This is a genomic window from Actinoalloteichus spitiensis RMV-1378 (assembly GCF_000239155.1).
GTDB classification, from domain to species: domain Bacteria; phylum Actinomycetota; class Actinomycetes; order Mycobacteriales; family Pseudonocardiaceae; genus Actinoalloteichus_B; species Actinoalloteichus_B spitiensis.
This window is the reverse complement of the sequence record NZ_AGVX02000476.1, coordinates 1-14947: the sequence shown is the minus strand read 5'-3', so window position 1 is coordinate 14947 and position 14947 is coordinate 1. Positions and strand designations below refer to the sequence as shown.

Sequence of the window (14947 nt, the reverse complement as noted above, 5' to 3'; positions counted from 1 at the left end):
GTCCGTCGCGGAGCCCGCGAGGTGGCGCTGCCGGTGGCGACCGTCGACCGCCAGCAGGAGGGCGAACCCCACCGCACCGGCCGCGAAGGTCCACCAGGGCAGCATCTCCCTGGCCAGGGACGCGGGGATGGCGAACACGGACAGCAGCAGCAGACCGGCGGCGGCCGGCGCGCGAAGCCCCACCGCGAGCAGGTCCGCCGCCACGGCCACCACGCCGATGCTCAGCATGAGCAGGCACAGGATGGGCGCGGTCGCCTCCACCGGGGGGACCCCGACCCTGACCTGTTCGAGGGATTCGCCCAGCAGCCCCACCACCTCGCGCGCCGCGTCGGCCCCGGGCAGCACGCCGAGGACACCGCTCCCGGTGAACAGGGTGGTCACCAGGCAGCACAGGACGAACAGCTGGGTGATGACGGTGACCCACTCCGGCAGCCTCAGCGCACGCAGCGCCACGCCGGCGGCCCCGACGGGGAACACCGCCAGCGCCACCAGGAGGATCGGCCCGGCCCCGTCGACGATGCCGGTGACCGCGCTCGCGGCGCCGAGCATCGCCAACCCGCACAGGACCGCGTTCGGGACCTGGCGCCCCTGGCCGGTCCGGTCCACCTCCACGTCCGTCATCACCCGACTCCTCCGTGCCAGACCGCGCGGGGAGCCGTCGTCGCCGGTGGGCCTTCCGCGCCCCGCCCGCACAAGCGCGCCCACACCGCGCCCATCTCCTCACCGGGAAGCGGGGTGACGACACGCCACCCGGCGGCGCGGAGTACGCGCGCCGCGGGTTCCTGGCTGGGCGCCATCGTGTCGCCAAGACCCGCCCACTGCCGGACGTCGAGGAGGACCGCGCTGGTCCGGCTCCCCGACGGCCGGCGGACCGCGAGCCGGTGCGCCTCGTCCGCCGACAGCATGCCCAGCACCGCCACCAGGTCGCGTCCCTCGGCGGGGTCCGCCTCCAACGTCAGTTCCCGCCGCCGGGAGGGTGCCAGCCTGGCCAGGGTGTCGAGCACGACGGCATCGCTGCGGGCGCCGAGGACGTCCTCGGCGAGCAGCGGAACCCCCTCGTTGGTCAGGAGCCGGAGGCCCTTGCCCGCGCTGCTGAGGTGCAGGCAGACACTGGCGGTGAACGACACCGCCCACTCCAGGCTCGACGTCGGCCCCGGGCCGCGGTGTGCGGCGTTGCGCACGTCGACCAGCACCGTCGTCCCTCCTACCCAGGGCCGTTCCTCGACCCGCACCATCAGCTCGTCCCGACGCGCGGTGGAGCGCCAGTGCACCCGGCGCATGTCGTCGCCGTGCCGGTAGGGGCGCACGACGACGTCGTCCAGCCCCTGACCCGACCGCGCCCTGGCGATGCCCTCCTCGCCCCGCCCGGTGGCCGCCCCGGCCGGGTGCCCGGCGAGCTTCTCGACCCGGGGGGTCACCACGAAACGCAGCTGTTCGCCCAGCGCCTCGTCGTGTTCGGCGAGGCCGAAGGCGTCGGTGAACCTCGCCGCGAGCGGACCCACGGTGTGGACGCCCCGCAGGGTGGGACGGAGTTCGTAGGTCAACACGACGCACTGCCCCCGCACCGGTCGGGGAGCGAGGAAGCGGGGGCGCTCGCCGAGCGAGTAGGGCAGGGAGTCCTGGAGGACCATCGTCCCGCCGCCCAACGTTCCCCGTCCCCGGACGGTGAGGCGCATCCGCGCGACGTCCCCGGCCTGGACCCGGGCCGGGTTGATGGCTCGCTCGACGCTCACCTGCGTGCGCGACCGGCGTGTCACCAGAGCGGACAGCAGCGGCAACAGCAGGGTGAAGAGGCCCACCCGCAGCAGGTCGCGTTCGTCGAGCACGACGGAACACAGGGCCGCCGCGGTGCCGGCCGCGAACAGGCACCGGCCTCGGGTCGTCAGTCCGGAGAGCGCTGTCAATCTTCTGCCTTCTCGTCGTCGCCGGAGGTTGTTGGTCGTCGAGGAACCGGGGGACGCGGAAGGCGACGGAGGCTGTCCGGCCGATCGGTCACGGGAATGGTGTCTCAGCGTGCGCGGTGCGCCGGCTCGACCGGCCACTGACCGCTCCGCTGCGTCGAACCGGTCCCCTGCGGGACGGGCACCCGTTGCAGCAGCCCGTGCACGACCTCGGCGGGGGAGCGCCGGGCGGCCTGGGCCTCCGGCGCGAGGACCAGCCGGTGGGCCAGGACGGTCACGGCGACGGACTGGAGGTCGTCGGGGATCACGTACTCCCGTCCCGCGAGCGCGGCCTGGGCGCGGGCGGCCCTGACCAGGTGCAGCGTCGCCCTCGGGGAGGCACCCAGCCGGACGTCGGGCGTCCGGCGGGTGGCCGCCACCAGGTCGACGGCGTAGCGGCGGACCTCCGAGGACATGTGCAGCGCGCGCACCGCGTGCGTCATCTCCCGCACCTGCGCCGCCGTGCACACCGCTCTGAGGTCGGCGAGCGGGTCGTGCCCGGAGTGCTCGTCCACCATCGCCAGTTCGGCCGCCGGGTCCGGGTAGCCGATCGACACCCGGCACGTGAAGCGGTCCCGTTGGGCCTCCGGCAGGGCGTAGGTGCCCTCCATCTCCACCGGGTTCTGGGTCGCGATCACCATGAACGGCGCCGTCAACGCGTAGGTCTGCCCGTCGACGGTGACCTGGCGCTCCTCCATGCACTCCAACAGCGCCGACTGGGTCTTGGGCGAGGCCCGGTTGATCTCGTCGCCGACGACGACGTTGGCGAACACGGGGCCGGCGCGGAACTCGAAGGAGCTGTTCTGCCGGTTGTAGATGGACACGCCCGTGATGTCGCTGGGCAGCAGGTCCGGGGTGAACTGCACCCGGCTCACGGTGCCACCGACCGACTTCGCCAGCGCCTTCGCCAGCGACGTCTTGCCCACCCCCGGCACGTCCTCCACCAGGAGGTGCCCCTCGGCGAGCAGGGTGATCATCGCCACCCGCACCACCTCGGGCTTGCCGACGATGACGCGTTCCATGTTCGCCGCGATCCGACCGGTGATCGCGTGCAGCTCGGACAACCCGAGCGTGCCGCTCCGGTGTCGGTCCTCGGCCGGGGCCGCTCGCTCGTTCGGCGGCGCTGCGGACTCGGTACTCGGCGTCACACGACCTCCTGTGCATCGCAGGCGTCCCGACACCGCCGCTCCCTCGGGAGGGGCCGGACCCCGCGCCGGCGCCCTGGATGAGGCGGTGTCGGACGCAGTCTGTCAAACGTCGCCGGGGTCGCCCCGTGACGAGTGCGGCGGCAGCCAACACTGGCAGCCCGGGATGATGATCTCCATTCTTCCCCACCGCGTACCGGTCGGAGGCGGAACCGACCATCTGCCGGGTTGTCGGCGCGGGCGCCGACGCCGCGCGCGGTGGCCGACACGCGAGCGGCCCCCCACGACCCCCCACCGCGCGTCACTCGTCCTACCAGCGGAAACGGACCACGATCCGGGCTCGTCCCGTCCCGATCCGCGTTGACGGTGGGCCGTGGTGGGGTAATGTGGCGCGCGGTGGGGCGACGGGGACCCCACGGCCGGTTCCACCCGAGCCGGGCGGGGAGGTGGTGCGGGGTGTTCCTCGGCACGCACAGTCCCAAGCTCGACGACAAGGGCAGGCTGACGCTGCCGGCCAAGTACCGGGACGCGCTCGCGGAGGGTCTGATGGTCACCAAGGGCCAGGATCACTGCCTGTACGTCTTCCCCCGCGCCGAGTTCGAGGAGATGGCGCGCCGCGTCGCGCAGGCGCCGCTGACGAACGAGTCCGTCCGCGCCTACCAGCGCTACCTCTTCGCCGGCACCGACGAACAGAAACCCGACGGGCAGGGCCGCGTCACCGTCGTCCCGGAGCTGCGCCGCTACGCGAACCTCCGGAAGGACTGCGTCGTGATCGGCGCGATCACCCGACTGGAGATCTGGGACGCGGAGGCGTGGCAGACCTACCTCGACCAGCACGAGGACTCCTACGCCCAGGCGAGGGAGGAGGTCCTGCCCGGGATCTTCTGAAGACGGACCGGGCAGGTTCGAGCAGAGCTGGGAATCGGGTGCGGTGAGGCCTCGGTCCGCTCGGCTGACGGCCCTGGCACACCTTCCCCGGTGCCAGGGCACTCGGGCGGGCGGGGACCTGACCGCACCCGATTCCTCCGTTTTCCGGACCCGGCGGTGAGCCGGGAGCGATGATCCGGATGATGGGGCGCCGACGACGAAGGAGGAGGCCATGGGCGACGAGCCAACGGCCGTCCCCGGCGGTGCCGACGCCCGCGTGGGGGACGACGGGACGACGGCGGAACGGCGTTCCGGCGGGGGGTACAGCCACGTTCCCGTCATGCTCGACAGGGTGCGTGAACTCCTCGCACCGGCCCTGACCGCCGAGCGGCCGGTGGTGGTCGACGCCACCCTCGGGCTCGGGGGGCACGCCGAGGCGCTGCTCACCGCCTTCCCCCAGCTCACCGTGGTCGGTCTCGACCGCGACCCGCAGGCGCTGGAACTCGCGGGAAACCGCCTCCGCCCCTTCGGCGACCGGATCAGGCCCGTGCACGCGGTCTACGACGAACTCCCCGACGTCCTGGCCGACCTGGGGACGCCCCTGGTGCAGGGCGTGCTGTTCGACCTCGGGGTCTCCTCCCTGCAACTCGACGCCCGTGACCGCGGCTTCGCCTACGCCCAGGACGCGCCGTTGGACATGCGGATGAACCAGGGCACCGGTCCCAGCGCGGCGGACGTCCTGAACGACTACCCCACCAAGGACCTCGCCCGGATCCTGCGCGAGTACGGCGAGGAGCGGTTCGCCAGCCGCATCGCCGCCGCCATCGTCAGGGAACGGGCCAAGGAACCCTTCACGACCAGCGGGCGACTGGTCCAGCTGCTCTACGACGTGGTACCAGCGCCGGCCCGCCGCAGCGGCGGGCACCCCGCGAAACGCACCTTCCAGGCCCTGCGCATCGAGGTCAACGCCGAGCTCGACGTCCTGCGCGGGGCGATCCCCGCCGCCGTGGACAGCCTCGCGGTGTCGGGTCGCCTCGTCGTGCTGTCCTACCACTCCCTGGAGGACCGGATCGTCAAGCGGGCGCTGGCGCCGCGCACCGAGTCGAGCACGCCGGCCGGGCTGCCGGTCGAACTTCCTGGACACGAACCGGAGCTGCGCCTGCTGGTCAGGGGCGCCGAACAGGCCGGTGAGGACGAGATCCAGGAGAACCCGAGGGCGGCCTCGGTCCGCCTGCGGGCCGCCGAACGGATCCGGAAACCCAGGGAGGCACAGCCATGACCACCCGCACGCCCACCCGGGGTCGCCGTGAGCGGACCATCGGAACGCCCGTCCGCCAGGCGGGTGCGCGGAGCGAACCCCCGCGCCGGGACGCTCCGAGTCCACGGCGGCGCCGCCGGAGCGGGCTGGGTGGGCTGTTGGCGAGCTCGGGGAGCAAGGCGACCAAGGCTCCCTTCGTGCTCCTGGTGATGGCCCTGCTCAGCACGGGCCTCGTCGCCACCCTCTGGTTGTCGACCGCCGCGGGTGACGACGCCTACTACCTCGAACAGTTGCAGTCCGACGTGGACTCCCTGACCGAGGAGACGGCGGCGATGCGCCAGGACATCGCCCGGCAGGAGGCCGCGCCCGCGCTCGCCGAACGCGCCCAACAGCTCGGCCTGGTCGCGGCGCGGGACCCGGCCCGTCTCGTCGTCGGCCCGGACGACTCCGTGCGGGTCGTCGGCACCCCGACCCCCGTGGAGGCGCCCGTCGCGGTGGCCGGTGGCAGCGGGGGGACCGACGAGGACACCACGACCGGCGAGGAACGGGACGGCGACGACGACCGGGCCGCGGAGGGGGATGACGCGTCCTCCGGTGGCACCGACGGCCCGACCTCCGACGAGGACGAGCCGTCCCCGGACACCTCGGGGGAGGACCCCGGCAGCCACGTCCTCGACGCCGCCGGGGACCAGGCGCGGGAAGGAGGCGAGGACTGATGCCCTCCAGCACCCGCCGTCGCCCCACCCGGAGCTCGGGGCAGCTCCGGTCCTCCCGGCCGCGTGGACCCTTCGACGCACGGCAGCACAGCCTCCGGCTGCGGATCGCTCGCCTGGGACTCGCCGTCGCACTGCTCGCCGCCGGCGTCAAGCTCGTCCAGGTGCAGACCGTCGAGGCCGCCGCCCTGTCCGAGCAGTCGTTGCGGCAACGGGAGGTCTCCCAGCGCATCCACGCCGAGCGTGGCGCCATCTACGACAGGGAGGGCAACCCGCTGGCGCTCAGCGGGGAGGCGCGGATGCTCACCGCGAGCCCGAACCAGATCGAGAGCGACCGCGAGGAACTGGGGGAGGACCCCGCCGAGTACAAGCGGAACATGGCCTCCTTCATCAAGGAGGTGCTCGGGGACGCCGTCGACGAGGAGACCCTGCGGGAGGCCCTGTTCCGGGACGCCAGGTTCACCTACCTCACCAGCAAGCCCATCGAGCCGAGCAAGGCCGACGAGATCACCGCCGAGTACCCGGAGATCGCCACCGAGTACCGGGCGACCAGGACCTACCCGGGCGGCCACCTGGCCTCCAACATCCTGGGCTTCGCCAACTGGCGCCTCGACCAGGACGAACCGAGGGTGCTGGGCATGGCGCACCTGGAGAACTCGGAGAACACCCTGCTCGCCGGTCGCGACGGGGAACGCATCCTCAGCCTCGACCGGGCCAGGAACATCACCATCCCCGGGTCGACCCGCGTCATCGAGGAGGCCACCCCCGGCTCCAGCCTGGCGCTCACCCTCGACTCCGACCTCCAGTACGTGTTGCAGGACGAACTCGCCTCCTACGTCGCCGAGACCGGAGCGGAGAGCGGCAGCGCCGTCGTCCTGGACGCCAGGACCGCCGAGGTCTACGCCCTGGCCAACGACGTCAGCTTCGACCCCAACGACACCAGCGGCGCCACCCGGGAGGAGATGGGCAACCCGGCGGTCACCCACGCCTTCGAACCCGGGTCGGTCGCCAAGGTGGTGGCCGCCGCCGGGGCCATCGAGGATGGCCACCTGCGCCCGGACAGCGTGCTCGACGTGCCGGGGAGCATCCAGGTCGCCGACCGCGTGATCAGGGACGCGTGGTCGCACAACGTCGAGCGGATGACCCTGACCGGGGTGCTGGCGCGTTCCTCCAACGTCGGAACCCTGATGGTGGCCGACCAGCTCGGCCGGGAACGGTTCGCCGAGATGCTCGGCCGCTTCGGTCTTGGTGAGCGTACCGGAGTGGGTCTTCCGGGGGAGAGCGCCGGTTACGTTCCCCCACTCGGCCAGTGGTCCGGCAGTACCTTCGGCAACCTGCCCATCGGCCAGGGGCTCAGCGTCACCGTCCTGCAGATGGCGGGCATGTACCAGGCGATCGCCAACGACGGGGTCCGGGTGCCGCCGAGGATCATCCAGGCGGAGATCTCCCCGGAGGGCGACCGCATCGACCGGCCCCGGCCGGAGGGGGTCCGGGTGGTCAGCCCGGAGACGGCTCGGACCGTCCGCGACATGCTGCGGGCGGTGGTCCAGGACGCCCCGGGGCAACGGGGTACCGGCACCGCGGCGGCGCTGCCCGGCTACCAGATCGCGGGCAAGACGGGGACGGCGCAGCAGATCGACCCCGAGTGCGGCTGCTACAGCCGGCAGGACCACTGGATCACCTTCGCGGGCATGGTGCCCGCCGAGGACCCCCAGTTCGTGGTGGCGGTCATGCTGAACCGGTTGGGCACCGAGCACAGCAGTTCCTCCGCGGCGCTGTTCCGGGAGATCGCCTCCTACCTGACCCAGCGGTACGAGATCCCCCTGTCGGAGGAGTCCAGCCCCGTGGTCGAGCTGACGCTGCGCTGAACCCCGGCGACGGCGCGCCCATGCCCGGCCGACCCGGTGACCCACCCCTGGGGTTCCGGTCTCGACGGGCGGATCCTGCCATCTGGCGGGAAGATCCAGGAGAGGAGCCGTGTGTCAAGGGGCCGGTGGCCCGTCGGTAGCCTTTCGCCCGTGTCCGTCCTCTCCAATCCGAAAGCAGCCATGGCCTCGTTGCGACCACACCGAGTAGAGCCGAGGTCAGTTGCCGAGCTCGCCAGTCTGGTGGCGGCCCGCCCACTGGCCGAGACGGGTACACCGTCCACAACGGACACCGCCGCCGCGGTCGTCACCGGTGCCACCCTGCGCGCCCAACAGGCGCGGCCCGGGGACCTCTTCGCCGCGCTGCCCGGCGGCCGGGCGCACGGCGCCGACTTCGCCGGCCAGGCGGTGGCCGCCGGCGCGGTGGCCATCCTGACCGACGAGGAGGGCGCCGCCAGGGCGACCGCCGCCGGCCAGCCCGTTCCGGTGCTGGTGCACCCCGATCCCCGGGCCGCGCTGGGGCCGCTCGCCGCCAGCATCTACGGCGACCCCTCCCACTCCCTCCAGGTGATCGGCGTCACCGGCACGGCCGGGAAGACCACCACGACCTACCTGCTCGACGCCGGTCTGCGGGCGGCCGGGCAGACGACCGGCCTGGTGGGCACCGTCGAAACCCGTGTCGCCGGGGAGCGGCTCGGCAGCGCCTTCACCACACCGGAGGCCCCCGACCTCCAGGCGCTGTTCGCCGTGATGGTCGAACGCGGCGTCCGATCGGTGTCGATGGAGGTCTCCAGCCACGCACTCAGCCTCGGCCGGGTCGCCGGTACCCGCTTCGCCGTGGGCGCGTTCACGAACCTCTCCCAGGACCACCTCGACTTCCACCCCGACCTCGAGCACTACTTCGCCGCCAAGGCGAAGCTGTTCGACGGCAGGGCCCGCCGCGAGGTCGTCTGCGTGGACGGTCCGTGGGGCGCCCGCCTGGTCCGCGACGGCACCGTGACCGTGTCGACCGGCGGCGGAGCGGCCACCTGGACGGCACGCGACGTGGAGGCGATGCCCACCGGGGAGCAGCGGTTCGAGGCAGTCGGCCCGGAGGGGATCGTCGCCAGGGTGTGGCTCCGGCTCCCCGGCGCCTTCAACATCGCCAACGCGCTGGTCGCCGCAGCGTGCCTCCACGAGGCCGGGGTACCCGTCGACGCCATCGAACGCGGGCTCGCCGCCGTCGACGTGCCCGGCCGGATGGAACGCGTCGCCCTCGGCCAGCCCTTCGTCGCCATGGTCGACTACTCCCACAAGCCGGCGGCGGTGGCCGCGATGCTCGACGCCGTCCGCGCCCAGACCCGGGGCCGGGTGATCACCGTCCTGGGGTGCGGCGGGGACCGGGACACCGGCAAGCGCCCGGCCATGGGAGAGACCGCCGCGCGGGGCAGCGACCTGCTCATCATCACCGACGACAACCCGCGCAGCGAGGACCCGGCCTCCATCCGCGCGGAGATGCTGCGTGGCGCCTACGAGGTCCCCGACGTGCAGCGCGGGGACGTCGTGGAGATCGGCGACCGCCGCGACGCCATCGTCGAGGCGGTGAGGCGCGCCGCCCCCGGTGACGTGCTGGTCGTGGCCGGCAAGGGCCACGAGACCGGGCAGGACGTCGCCGGCGTCGTCCACCCGTTCTCCGACCGGGAAGTTCTCGCGGAGGCCATCGAGGCCCGCGCTGTTGAGGAGGCACGGTGATCAGGCTCAGCCTGGCTGAGATCGCCAGGGCCGTCGGTGGACGGCTGCACGGCTGCGATGGTTCGGTCGAGGTGACCGGATCGGTGGAGTTCGACTCCAGGAAGGTCGGGCCGGGCGGCCTGTTCGTGGCGCTGCCCGGGGAGCGGGTCGACGGCCACGACTTCGCCGCGCGCGCGGTGGGCCAGGGAGCGGTGGCCGTGCTGGCCGCCCACGAGGTCGACGCCCCCGCCGTCATCGTCCCGCCGGTCGCCGCCGGTTCCGGTCCGAGCGGCAACCCCATGGTGCTGGCCGCCGACGTCGCGGGGGAGGGCGCCGCGGTCCTCGCCGCGCTGGCCGCCCTGGCCAGGGACGTCACCAACCGGTTGACCGCGCCCGGCCGCCCCGACGGGGACCTGACGGTGGTGGGGATCACCGGGTCCTCCGGCAAGACCTCCACCAAGGACCTCGTGGCGCAGGTCCTGCGGCCGCTGGGCCCGACCGTCGCGCCACCTGGCTCCTTCAACAACGAGATCGGCCACCCCTGGACCGTGCTGCGCGCCGACGAGGACACCCGGCACCTCGTCCTGGAGCTGTCGGCCCGAGGCGAGGGGCACATCGCGGCCCTGTGCGAGGCCGCCCCGCCCCGGATCGGGGTCGTGCTCAACGTGGGCAGCGCCCACCTCGGCGAGTTCGGCTCGCGGGAGGCGGTGGCCAGGGCCAAGGGCGAACTGCCCGCCGCCCTGCCCCCCGCTGCCGACGGCGGTGTCGCCGTGCTCAACGCCGACGACCCCCTCGTGGCCGCGATGGCGGAGCGGACCGCCGCGCGGGTCGTCCGGGTCGGGCTCGCGCCCTCCGCCGACGTCCGAGCGGAGGACGTGGTCCTCGACGAGCAGGCCAGGGCCAGCTTCCGGCTGGTGGCACCGCAGGGGGAGGCGCCGGTGCGCCTCGGGCTGCACGGCGCGCACCACGTCGGCAACGCGCTGGCGGCGGCGGCCGTCGCCCTCGAGTGCGGAGCGGACGTCGCGGACGTGGCCGCCTCGTTGTCCTCGGCGGTCCGCCGGTCGCCGAGGCGGATGGAGGTCACCGACCGTGCCGACGGGGTGACCGTGGTCAACGACTCCTACAACGCCAACCCGGAGTCGGTGCGGGCGGCGCTGAAGACACTGGCCACGATGGCTCGGGACGCCCCCGCCGGTCGGCGGCGCAGCTGGGCCGTGCTGGGGCTGATGGGCGAGCTGGGCGAGGACTCCGCCACCGCGCACGACGAGATCGGCCGGTTGGCGGTGCGGCTGGACATCAGCCGCCTTGTTGTAGTCGGTGAGGAGGCCCGCCCCATGTACCAGGGCGCGTGCCTGGAAGGTTCCTGGGGCGAGGAGGCGGTACTGGTGCCCGACGTCGGATCGGCGGCGCGGCTCCTGGAGGAGGAGCTGCGGCCGGGGGACGTGGTCCTGGTGAAGGCGTCGAAGGTCGCCGAGCTGTGGCGGGTCGCCGAGAGCCTGCTGGCCGGTGAGCGCACCGACGCCGCGGGAGGTGTCGCGTGAGAGCGATCCTCATCGCGGCCGCCGTCGCGCTGGCCGTCTCCATCCTGCTCACCCCCTACCTGATCCGGCTGTTCTCGAAGCAGGGCTTCGGCCAGGAGATCCGGGAGGAGGGCCCGCAGAGCCACCAGGCCAAACGCGGCACCCCCACCATGGGTGGCGTCGCGATCCTCGTGGCGATCTGGGCCGGGTACTTCGTCACCCACCTCACGGTGGGCGACGGACCCACCGCATCCGGCCTGATAGTCCTGCTGCTCACTTCGGTCCTCGGTCTCGTCGGGTTCCTCGACGACTTCCTCAAGATCCGCAAGCAGCGCAACCTCGGTCTGAACAAGACGGCGAAGCTGGTCGGGCAGTTCGTCGCGGCCATCTCCTTCGCCGTGCTGGCCGTCAACTTCCCCAATTCGGACGGGTTGACCCCGGCCTCGACCCACCTGTCGTTCCTGCGGGACTTCGCCGCCGTCTCCTTCGGTGTCGTCGGGTTCATCGTGTTCTGCAACCTGGCGGTCATGGCCTGGTCCAACGCGGTGAACCTCACCGACGGCCTCGACGGCCTCGCGGGTGGCACGGCCGCGATGGTGCTGGCCAGCTACGTGCTGATCACCTTCTGGCAGTTCCGCTACGACTGCGGGCTGCGGGACACCGCGGGCTGCTACGCCGTCCGCGACCCGCTGGACCTCTCGATCCTCGCCGCCGCCGCGATGGCGGGCTGCATCGGCTTCCTGTGGTGGAACGCCGCGCCCGCGAAGATCTTCATGGGTGACACCGGCTCGCTGGCCCTCGGCGGTCTGCTCGCCGGCCTGTCCATCACCACCAAGACCGAGCTCCTCATGGTCATCATCGGTGGTGTGTTCGTCGTCGAGGCCGCCTCCGTCAGCCTCCAGGTGCTGGTCTTCCGGACGACGAAGAAACGGATCTTCCGAATGGCTCCGTTCCACCACCACTTCGAACTGGGGGGATGGGCGGAGACGACCGTCATCATCCGGTTCTGGTTGATGGCGGGGGTGACCTGCCTGTTCGGGCTTGGCGTGTTCTACAGCGACTGGGCCGTGGAGTTCGGTCTCACCCCGTAGCCGAGGGCAGCTGGGACCGGGAACGTTCGAGGAAGTGGGAGAGGCAGTGGACGCAAGCGCCCTCACCGGGAGGCGCGTGCTGGTCACCGGGGCCGGTGTCTCCGGGGTGTCGGCGGCCAGGGCGCTGGTGGCGGCCGGGGCCGAGGTGACGGTCGCGGACGGGTCGGAGCAGCGGCTGGCCGAGCTCGACCTTCCCGGGGTCGACACCCTGGCCGGCGCCACCCGACCACCCGAGGGGACGGAGCTGGTCGTCACCAGCCCCGGGTGGCGGCCGGACAGCCCACTGCTGACGGCGGCGGCCGCCGCCGGGATCGACGTCGTCGGCGAGGTGGAGCTCGCCTGGTGGATCGACCAGGCCAGGCCGGACGGCCCGGCGACCTGGCTGGCGGTGACCGGCACCAACGGCAAGACCACCACGGTGGGCATGCTGGAGGCGATGCTGCGCGCCGCCGGCATCGACGCCGTCGCCTGCGGGAACGTGGGACTGCCGGTGGTGGACGCGGTGCAGGCCGGCCACCGGGTCCTCGCCGTCGAGCTGTCCAGCTTCCAGCTGCACTGGTCGCCCTCCGTGCGGCCCACGGCGGGTGCCGTGCTCAACATCGCCGAGGACCACCTCGACTGGCACGGGTCGCTCGCCGCGTACATGGCGGCCAAGGCGCGGCTGCTCACCGGTGACGTCGCGATCGCCGGGGTGGACAACGAGCTCGCCGCGAGGATGCTCGCCGAGTCCCCCGCCCGCCGCCGCGTCGCCGCACGGCTGGGCGAACCCGCGCCCGGCGAGTTCGGGGTGTCGCGGGGTCGCCTGGTGGACCGCGCCTTCGCCGGCGACGGCACCGAGGGGGACGCCGCCGAGGTGGACCCGGACGGTGCCGGTCAGCCCGGCACCCTGGTGCTGGCCGAGGTCGACGACGTTCACCCCGCCGGACCGCCCGGTGTCACCGACGCGTTGGTGGCGGCCGCGCTGGCCAGGGCACACGGCGTCGCCCCGGCGGCCGTGCGCGCCGGCCTGCGGGAGTTCCAGCCCGGGGCCCACCGTTCGGTGGTGGTGGCCAGGGCCGCCGGGCTGACCTTCGTCGACGACTCCAAGGCCACCAACCCCCACGCGGCCGCGGCCTCGATCCGGGGGCACGACCGCGTGGTGTGGTTGGCCGGCGGTCTGCTCAAGGGCGCGGCCGTCGACGACCTGGTCCGGGAGGCGCGGTCCCGGCTGGTCGGCGTCGTGCTCTTCGGAGCGGATCGCGACGTCTTCGCGGCGGCCCTGGCACGACACGCGCCCGAGGTCCCGGTCCGCACCGTCCTTTCGGGTGACGATAGCGCGATGGCGCGGGTGGTGGCGGTGGCCGGGGAACTGGCCGGCGACGAGGAGGCCGTGGTGCTGCTGGCGCCGGCGGCGGCCTCGATGGACATGTTCACGGACTACCGGCAGCGGGGTGACCGCTTCGTCGAGGCGGTGGAGGCCCTCGTCGGTGGGGCACCCGACGGCGGCCCGGTCCGGCCGGGGCGGGCACCCGCCGCTGGGGGCGGTGGAGCCGGGCGGCGAGGGGCGCGGTGAGCACCACCACCGGCGGACGGGCGAAGTCGACCCGGTCGATTGACCGGCTCAGCGGCTTCGCGCTGCTCCGCAGCCTGTGGAGCGCGTGGCTGACCCGACCGTTGACCTCGTTCCACCTCGTCCTGGCGGTCTTCGGGCTCCTGACGGCGTTCGGCCTCGTGATGGTGCTCTCCGCCTCCGCGCAGGACTCCATCCAGACCTACGGTTCCCCGTACCGGATCTTCCTCTCCCAGCTCGGGTACGTCGCCGTCGGGCTGGTGCTGTTCTACCTGGCCCTGCGGACCCCGCCCCGGCTCATCCGGCAGATCAGCCTGCCGCTGCTCGTCATCTGCGTCGTCCTGCTGGTGCTGGTGCTCACCCCGCTCGGCTCCACCGGCGGCGGGGCGCAGAGCTGGTTCCGGCTCGGCCCCGTCGGGTTCCAACCCGTGGAGGCGGCCAAGGTCGCCTTCGGCCTGTGGGGTGCCCACGTGCTGGCCACCAAACGCGCCATGCTCAGCCAGTGGCGGCACGTCCTGGTCCCGGTGGTGCCGGTGGCGCTGGTGATGTTCGCCCTCGTCATGCTCCAGCCCGACCTCGGGAGCACGGTCACGCTCGGCATCGTGCTGATGGGGCTGCTCTGGTTCGCCGGCGCGTCGATGCGGCTGTTCGCCATCCTGGTGCTGGCCTTCGTCAGCGGGGCGATCGTGTTGGCCCTCACGGCGGGGTACCGGCTCGCGAGGATCACCTCGTTCCTCGGCGACGGTGACGACCACCTCGGCGCCGGGTACCAGGCGCGCCAGGCGCTGTACGCGTTGGCCGACGGCGGGCTCTTCGGCCAGGGGCTCGGGCAGGGCAGCACCAAGTGGTCCTACCTGCCGATGGTGCACAACGACTTCATCTTCGCCGTGGTCGGCGAGGAACTCGGGTTCGTCGGAGCGGTGCTGCTGCTGTGCCTGTTCGGCACCCTCGGCTACGTCGGCCTGCGCATCGCGGCCCGCAACACCGACCCGTGGATGCGCTTGGTGGCCAGCTCCCTGACGGTGTGGCTGGTCGGACAGGCCGCCATCAACGTGGGGTATGTCGTGGGCCTCCTGCCCGTGACCGGGCTCCCCCTCCCGATGATCTCCTCGGGAGGCAGTGCGGCGGTGACGACCATGGTCGTGTTCGGCATACTGGCCAACCTGGCTCGGCACGAGCCGGAGGCCGTCGCCGCCCTGCGGGCCCAGCGCAGCACCCGGGTGAGCCGGTGGCTCCGCCTGCCCCTGCCCGATCCCTACCGGCCCCCCGCCGGCCGCCGCCGGCCGGTC

At 73.1% G+C, this 14947-nt stretch carries 12 protein-coding genes; 9 read left to right on the top strand and 3 right to left on the bottom strand.

All coding sequences use genetic code 11. The features are described from left to right. The 3 genes from ACTIDRAF_RS0219595 to ACTIDRAF_RS29950 form a co-directional block, all read right to left on the bottom strand. Nucleotides 1-621, bottom strand: a 621-nt coding sequence (locus ACTIDRAF_RS0219595; RefSeq protein ID WP_026066292.1) for a TgpA N-terminal domain-containing protein, incomplete at its 3' end; no start/stop codon positions are given. After that, nucleotides 621-1904 carry a DUF58 domain-containing protein gene (locus ACTIDRAF_RS0219590; protein ID WP_016700421.1) on the bottom strand — a complete coding sequence of 428 codons (1284 nt, stop codon included), beginning with the start codon at nucleotides 1902-1904 and terminating at the stop codon, nucleotides 621-623. The genes ACTIDRAF_RS0219590 and ACTIDRAF_RS0219595, both read right to left, overlap by 1 nt. 104 nt (nucleotides 1905-2008) lie before the next feature. After that, nucleotides 2009-3088, bottom strand: coding sequence for an AAA family ATPase (locus tag ACTIDRAF_RS29950; protein WP_016700420.1), 1080 nt, complete (start codon nucleotides 3086-3088; stop codon nucleotides 2009-2011). 453 nt (nucleotides 3089-3541) lie between these two features. Between ACTIDRAF_RS29950 and mraZ the strand changes: the two genes are divergently transcribed. The 9 genes from mraZ to ftsW all read left to right on the top strand — a co-directional run. Then, complete coding sequence (gene mraZ / locus ACTIDRAF_RS0219580; protein ID WP_016700419.1) at nucleotides 3542-3973, top strand: division/cell wall cluster transcriptional repressor MraZ; 432 nt, start codon at nucleotides 3542-3544, stop codon at nucleotides 3971-3973. A 211-nt stretch (nucleotides 3974-4184) separates the two neighbouring features. Further along, complete coding sequence (gene rsmH, locus ACTIDRAF_RS0219575) at nucleotides 4185-5231, top strand: 16S rRNA (cytosine(1402)-N(4))-methyltransferase RsmH (RefSeq protein ID WP_016700418.1); 1047 nt, start codon at nucleotides 4185-4187, stop codon at nucleotides 5229-5231. Further along, the gene (gene ftsL, locus ACTIDRAF_RS32130; RefSeq protein ID WP_052168900.1) at nucleotides 5228-5926 is read left to right on the top strand and encodes a cell division protein FtsL; all 699 of its coding nucleotides are present in this window, start codon (nucleotides 5228-5230) and stop codon (nucleotides 5924-5926) included. The genes rsmH and ftsL overlap by 4 nt, the downstream gene beginning before the upstream one ends. Then, a complete protein-coding gene (locus ACTIDRAF_RS0219565; RefSeq protein ID WP_016700417.1) occupies nucleotides 5926-7791 on the top strand; it encodes a peptidoglycan D,D-transpeptidase FtsI family protein in 1866 nt (621 codons plus the stop codon). The genes ftsL and ACTIDRAF_RS0219565 overlap by 1 nt, the downstream gene beginning before the upstream one ends. Before the next feature lie 180 nt (nucleotides 7792-7971). After that, nucleotides 7972-9519 carry a UDP-N-acetylmuramoyl-L-alanyl-D-glutamate--2,6-diaminopimelate ligase gene (locus tag ACTIDRAF_RS0219560; RefSeq protein ID WP_083886495.1) on the top strand — a complete coding sequence of 516 codons (1548 nt, stop codon included), beginning with the start codon at nucleotides 7972-7974 and terminating at the stop codon, nucleotides 9517-9519. Continuing rightward, on the top strand, nucleotides 9516-11039 hold the full coding sequence (locus tag ACTIDRAF_RS0219555) for a UDP-N-acetylmuramoyl-tripeptide--D-alanyl-D-alanine ligase (RefSeq protein WP_016700415.1): 1524 nt from the start codon (nucleotides 9516-9518) through the stop codon (nucleotides 11037-11039). Before ACTIDRAF_RS0219560 ends, ACTIDRAF_RS0219555 begins: the two co-directional genes overlap by 4 nt. Next, the gene (gene mraY, locus ACTIDRAF_RS0219550; RefSeq protein ID WP_016700414.1) at nucleotides 11036-12109 is read left to right on the top strand and encodes a phospho-N-acetylmuramoyl-pentapeptide-transferase; all 1074 of its coding nucleotides are present in this window, start codon (nucleotides 11036-11038) and stop codon (nucleotides 12107-12109) included. Before ACTIDRAF_RS0219555 ends, mraY begins: the two co-directional genes overlap by 4 nt. A gap of 46 nt (nucleotides 12110-12155) precedes the next feature. Further along, nucleotides 12156-13661 (top strand): UDP-N-acetylmuramoyl-L-alanine--D-glutamate ligase, encoded by a 1506-nt coding sequence (gene murD, locus ACTIDRAF_RS0219545; protein WP_016700413.1) that lies wholly within the window; start codon nucleotides 12156-12158, stop codon nucleotides 13659-13661. Then, the coding region (gene ftsW, locus ACTIDRAF_RS29940; protein WP_016700412.1) for a putative lipid II flippase FtsW at nucleotides 13658-14947 on the top strand (1290 nt) is incomplete at its 3' end. The genes murD and ftsW, both read left to right, overlap by 4 nt.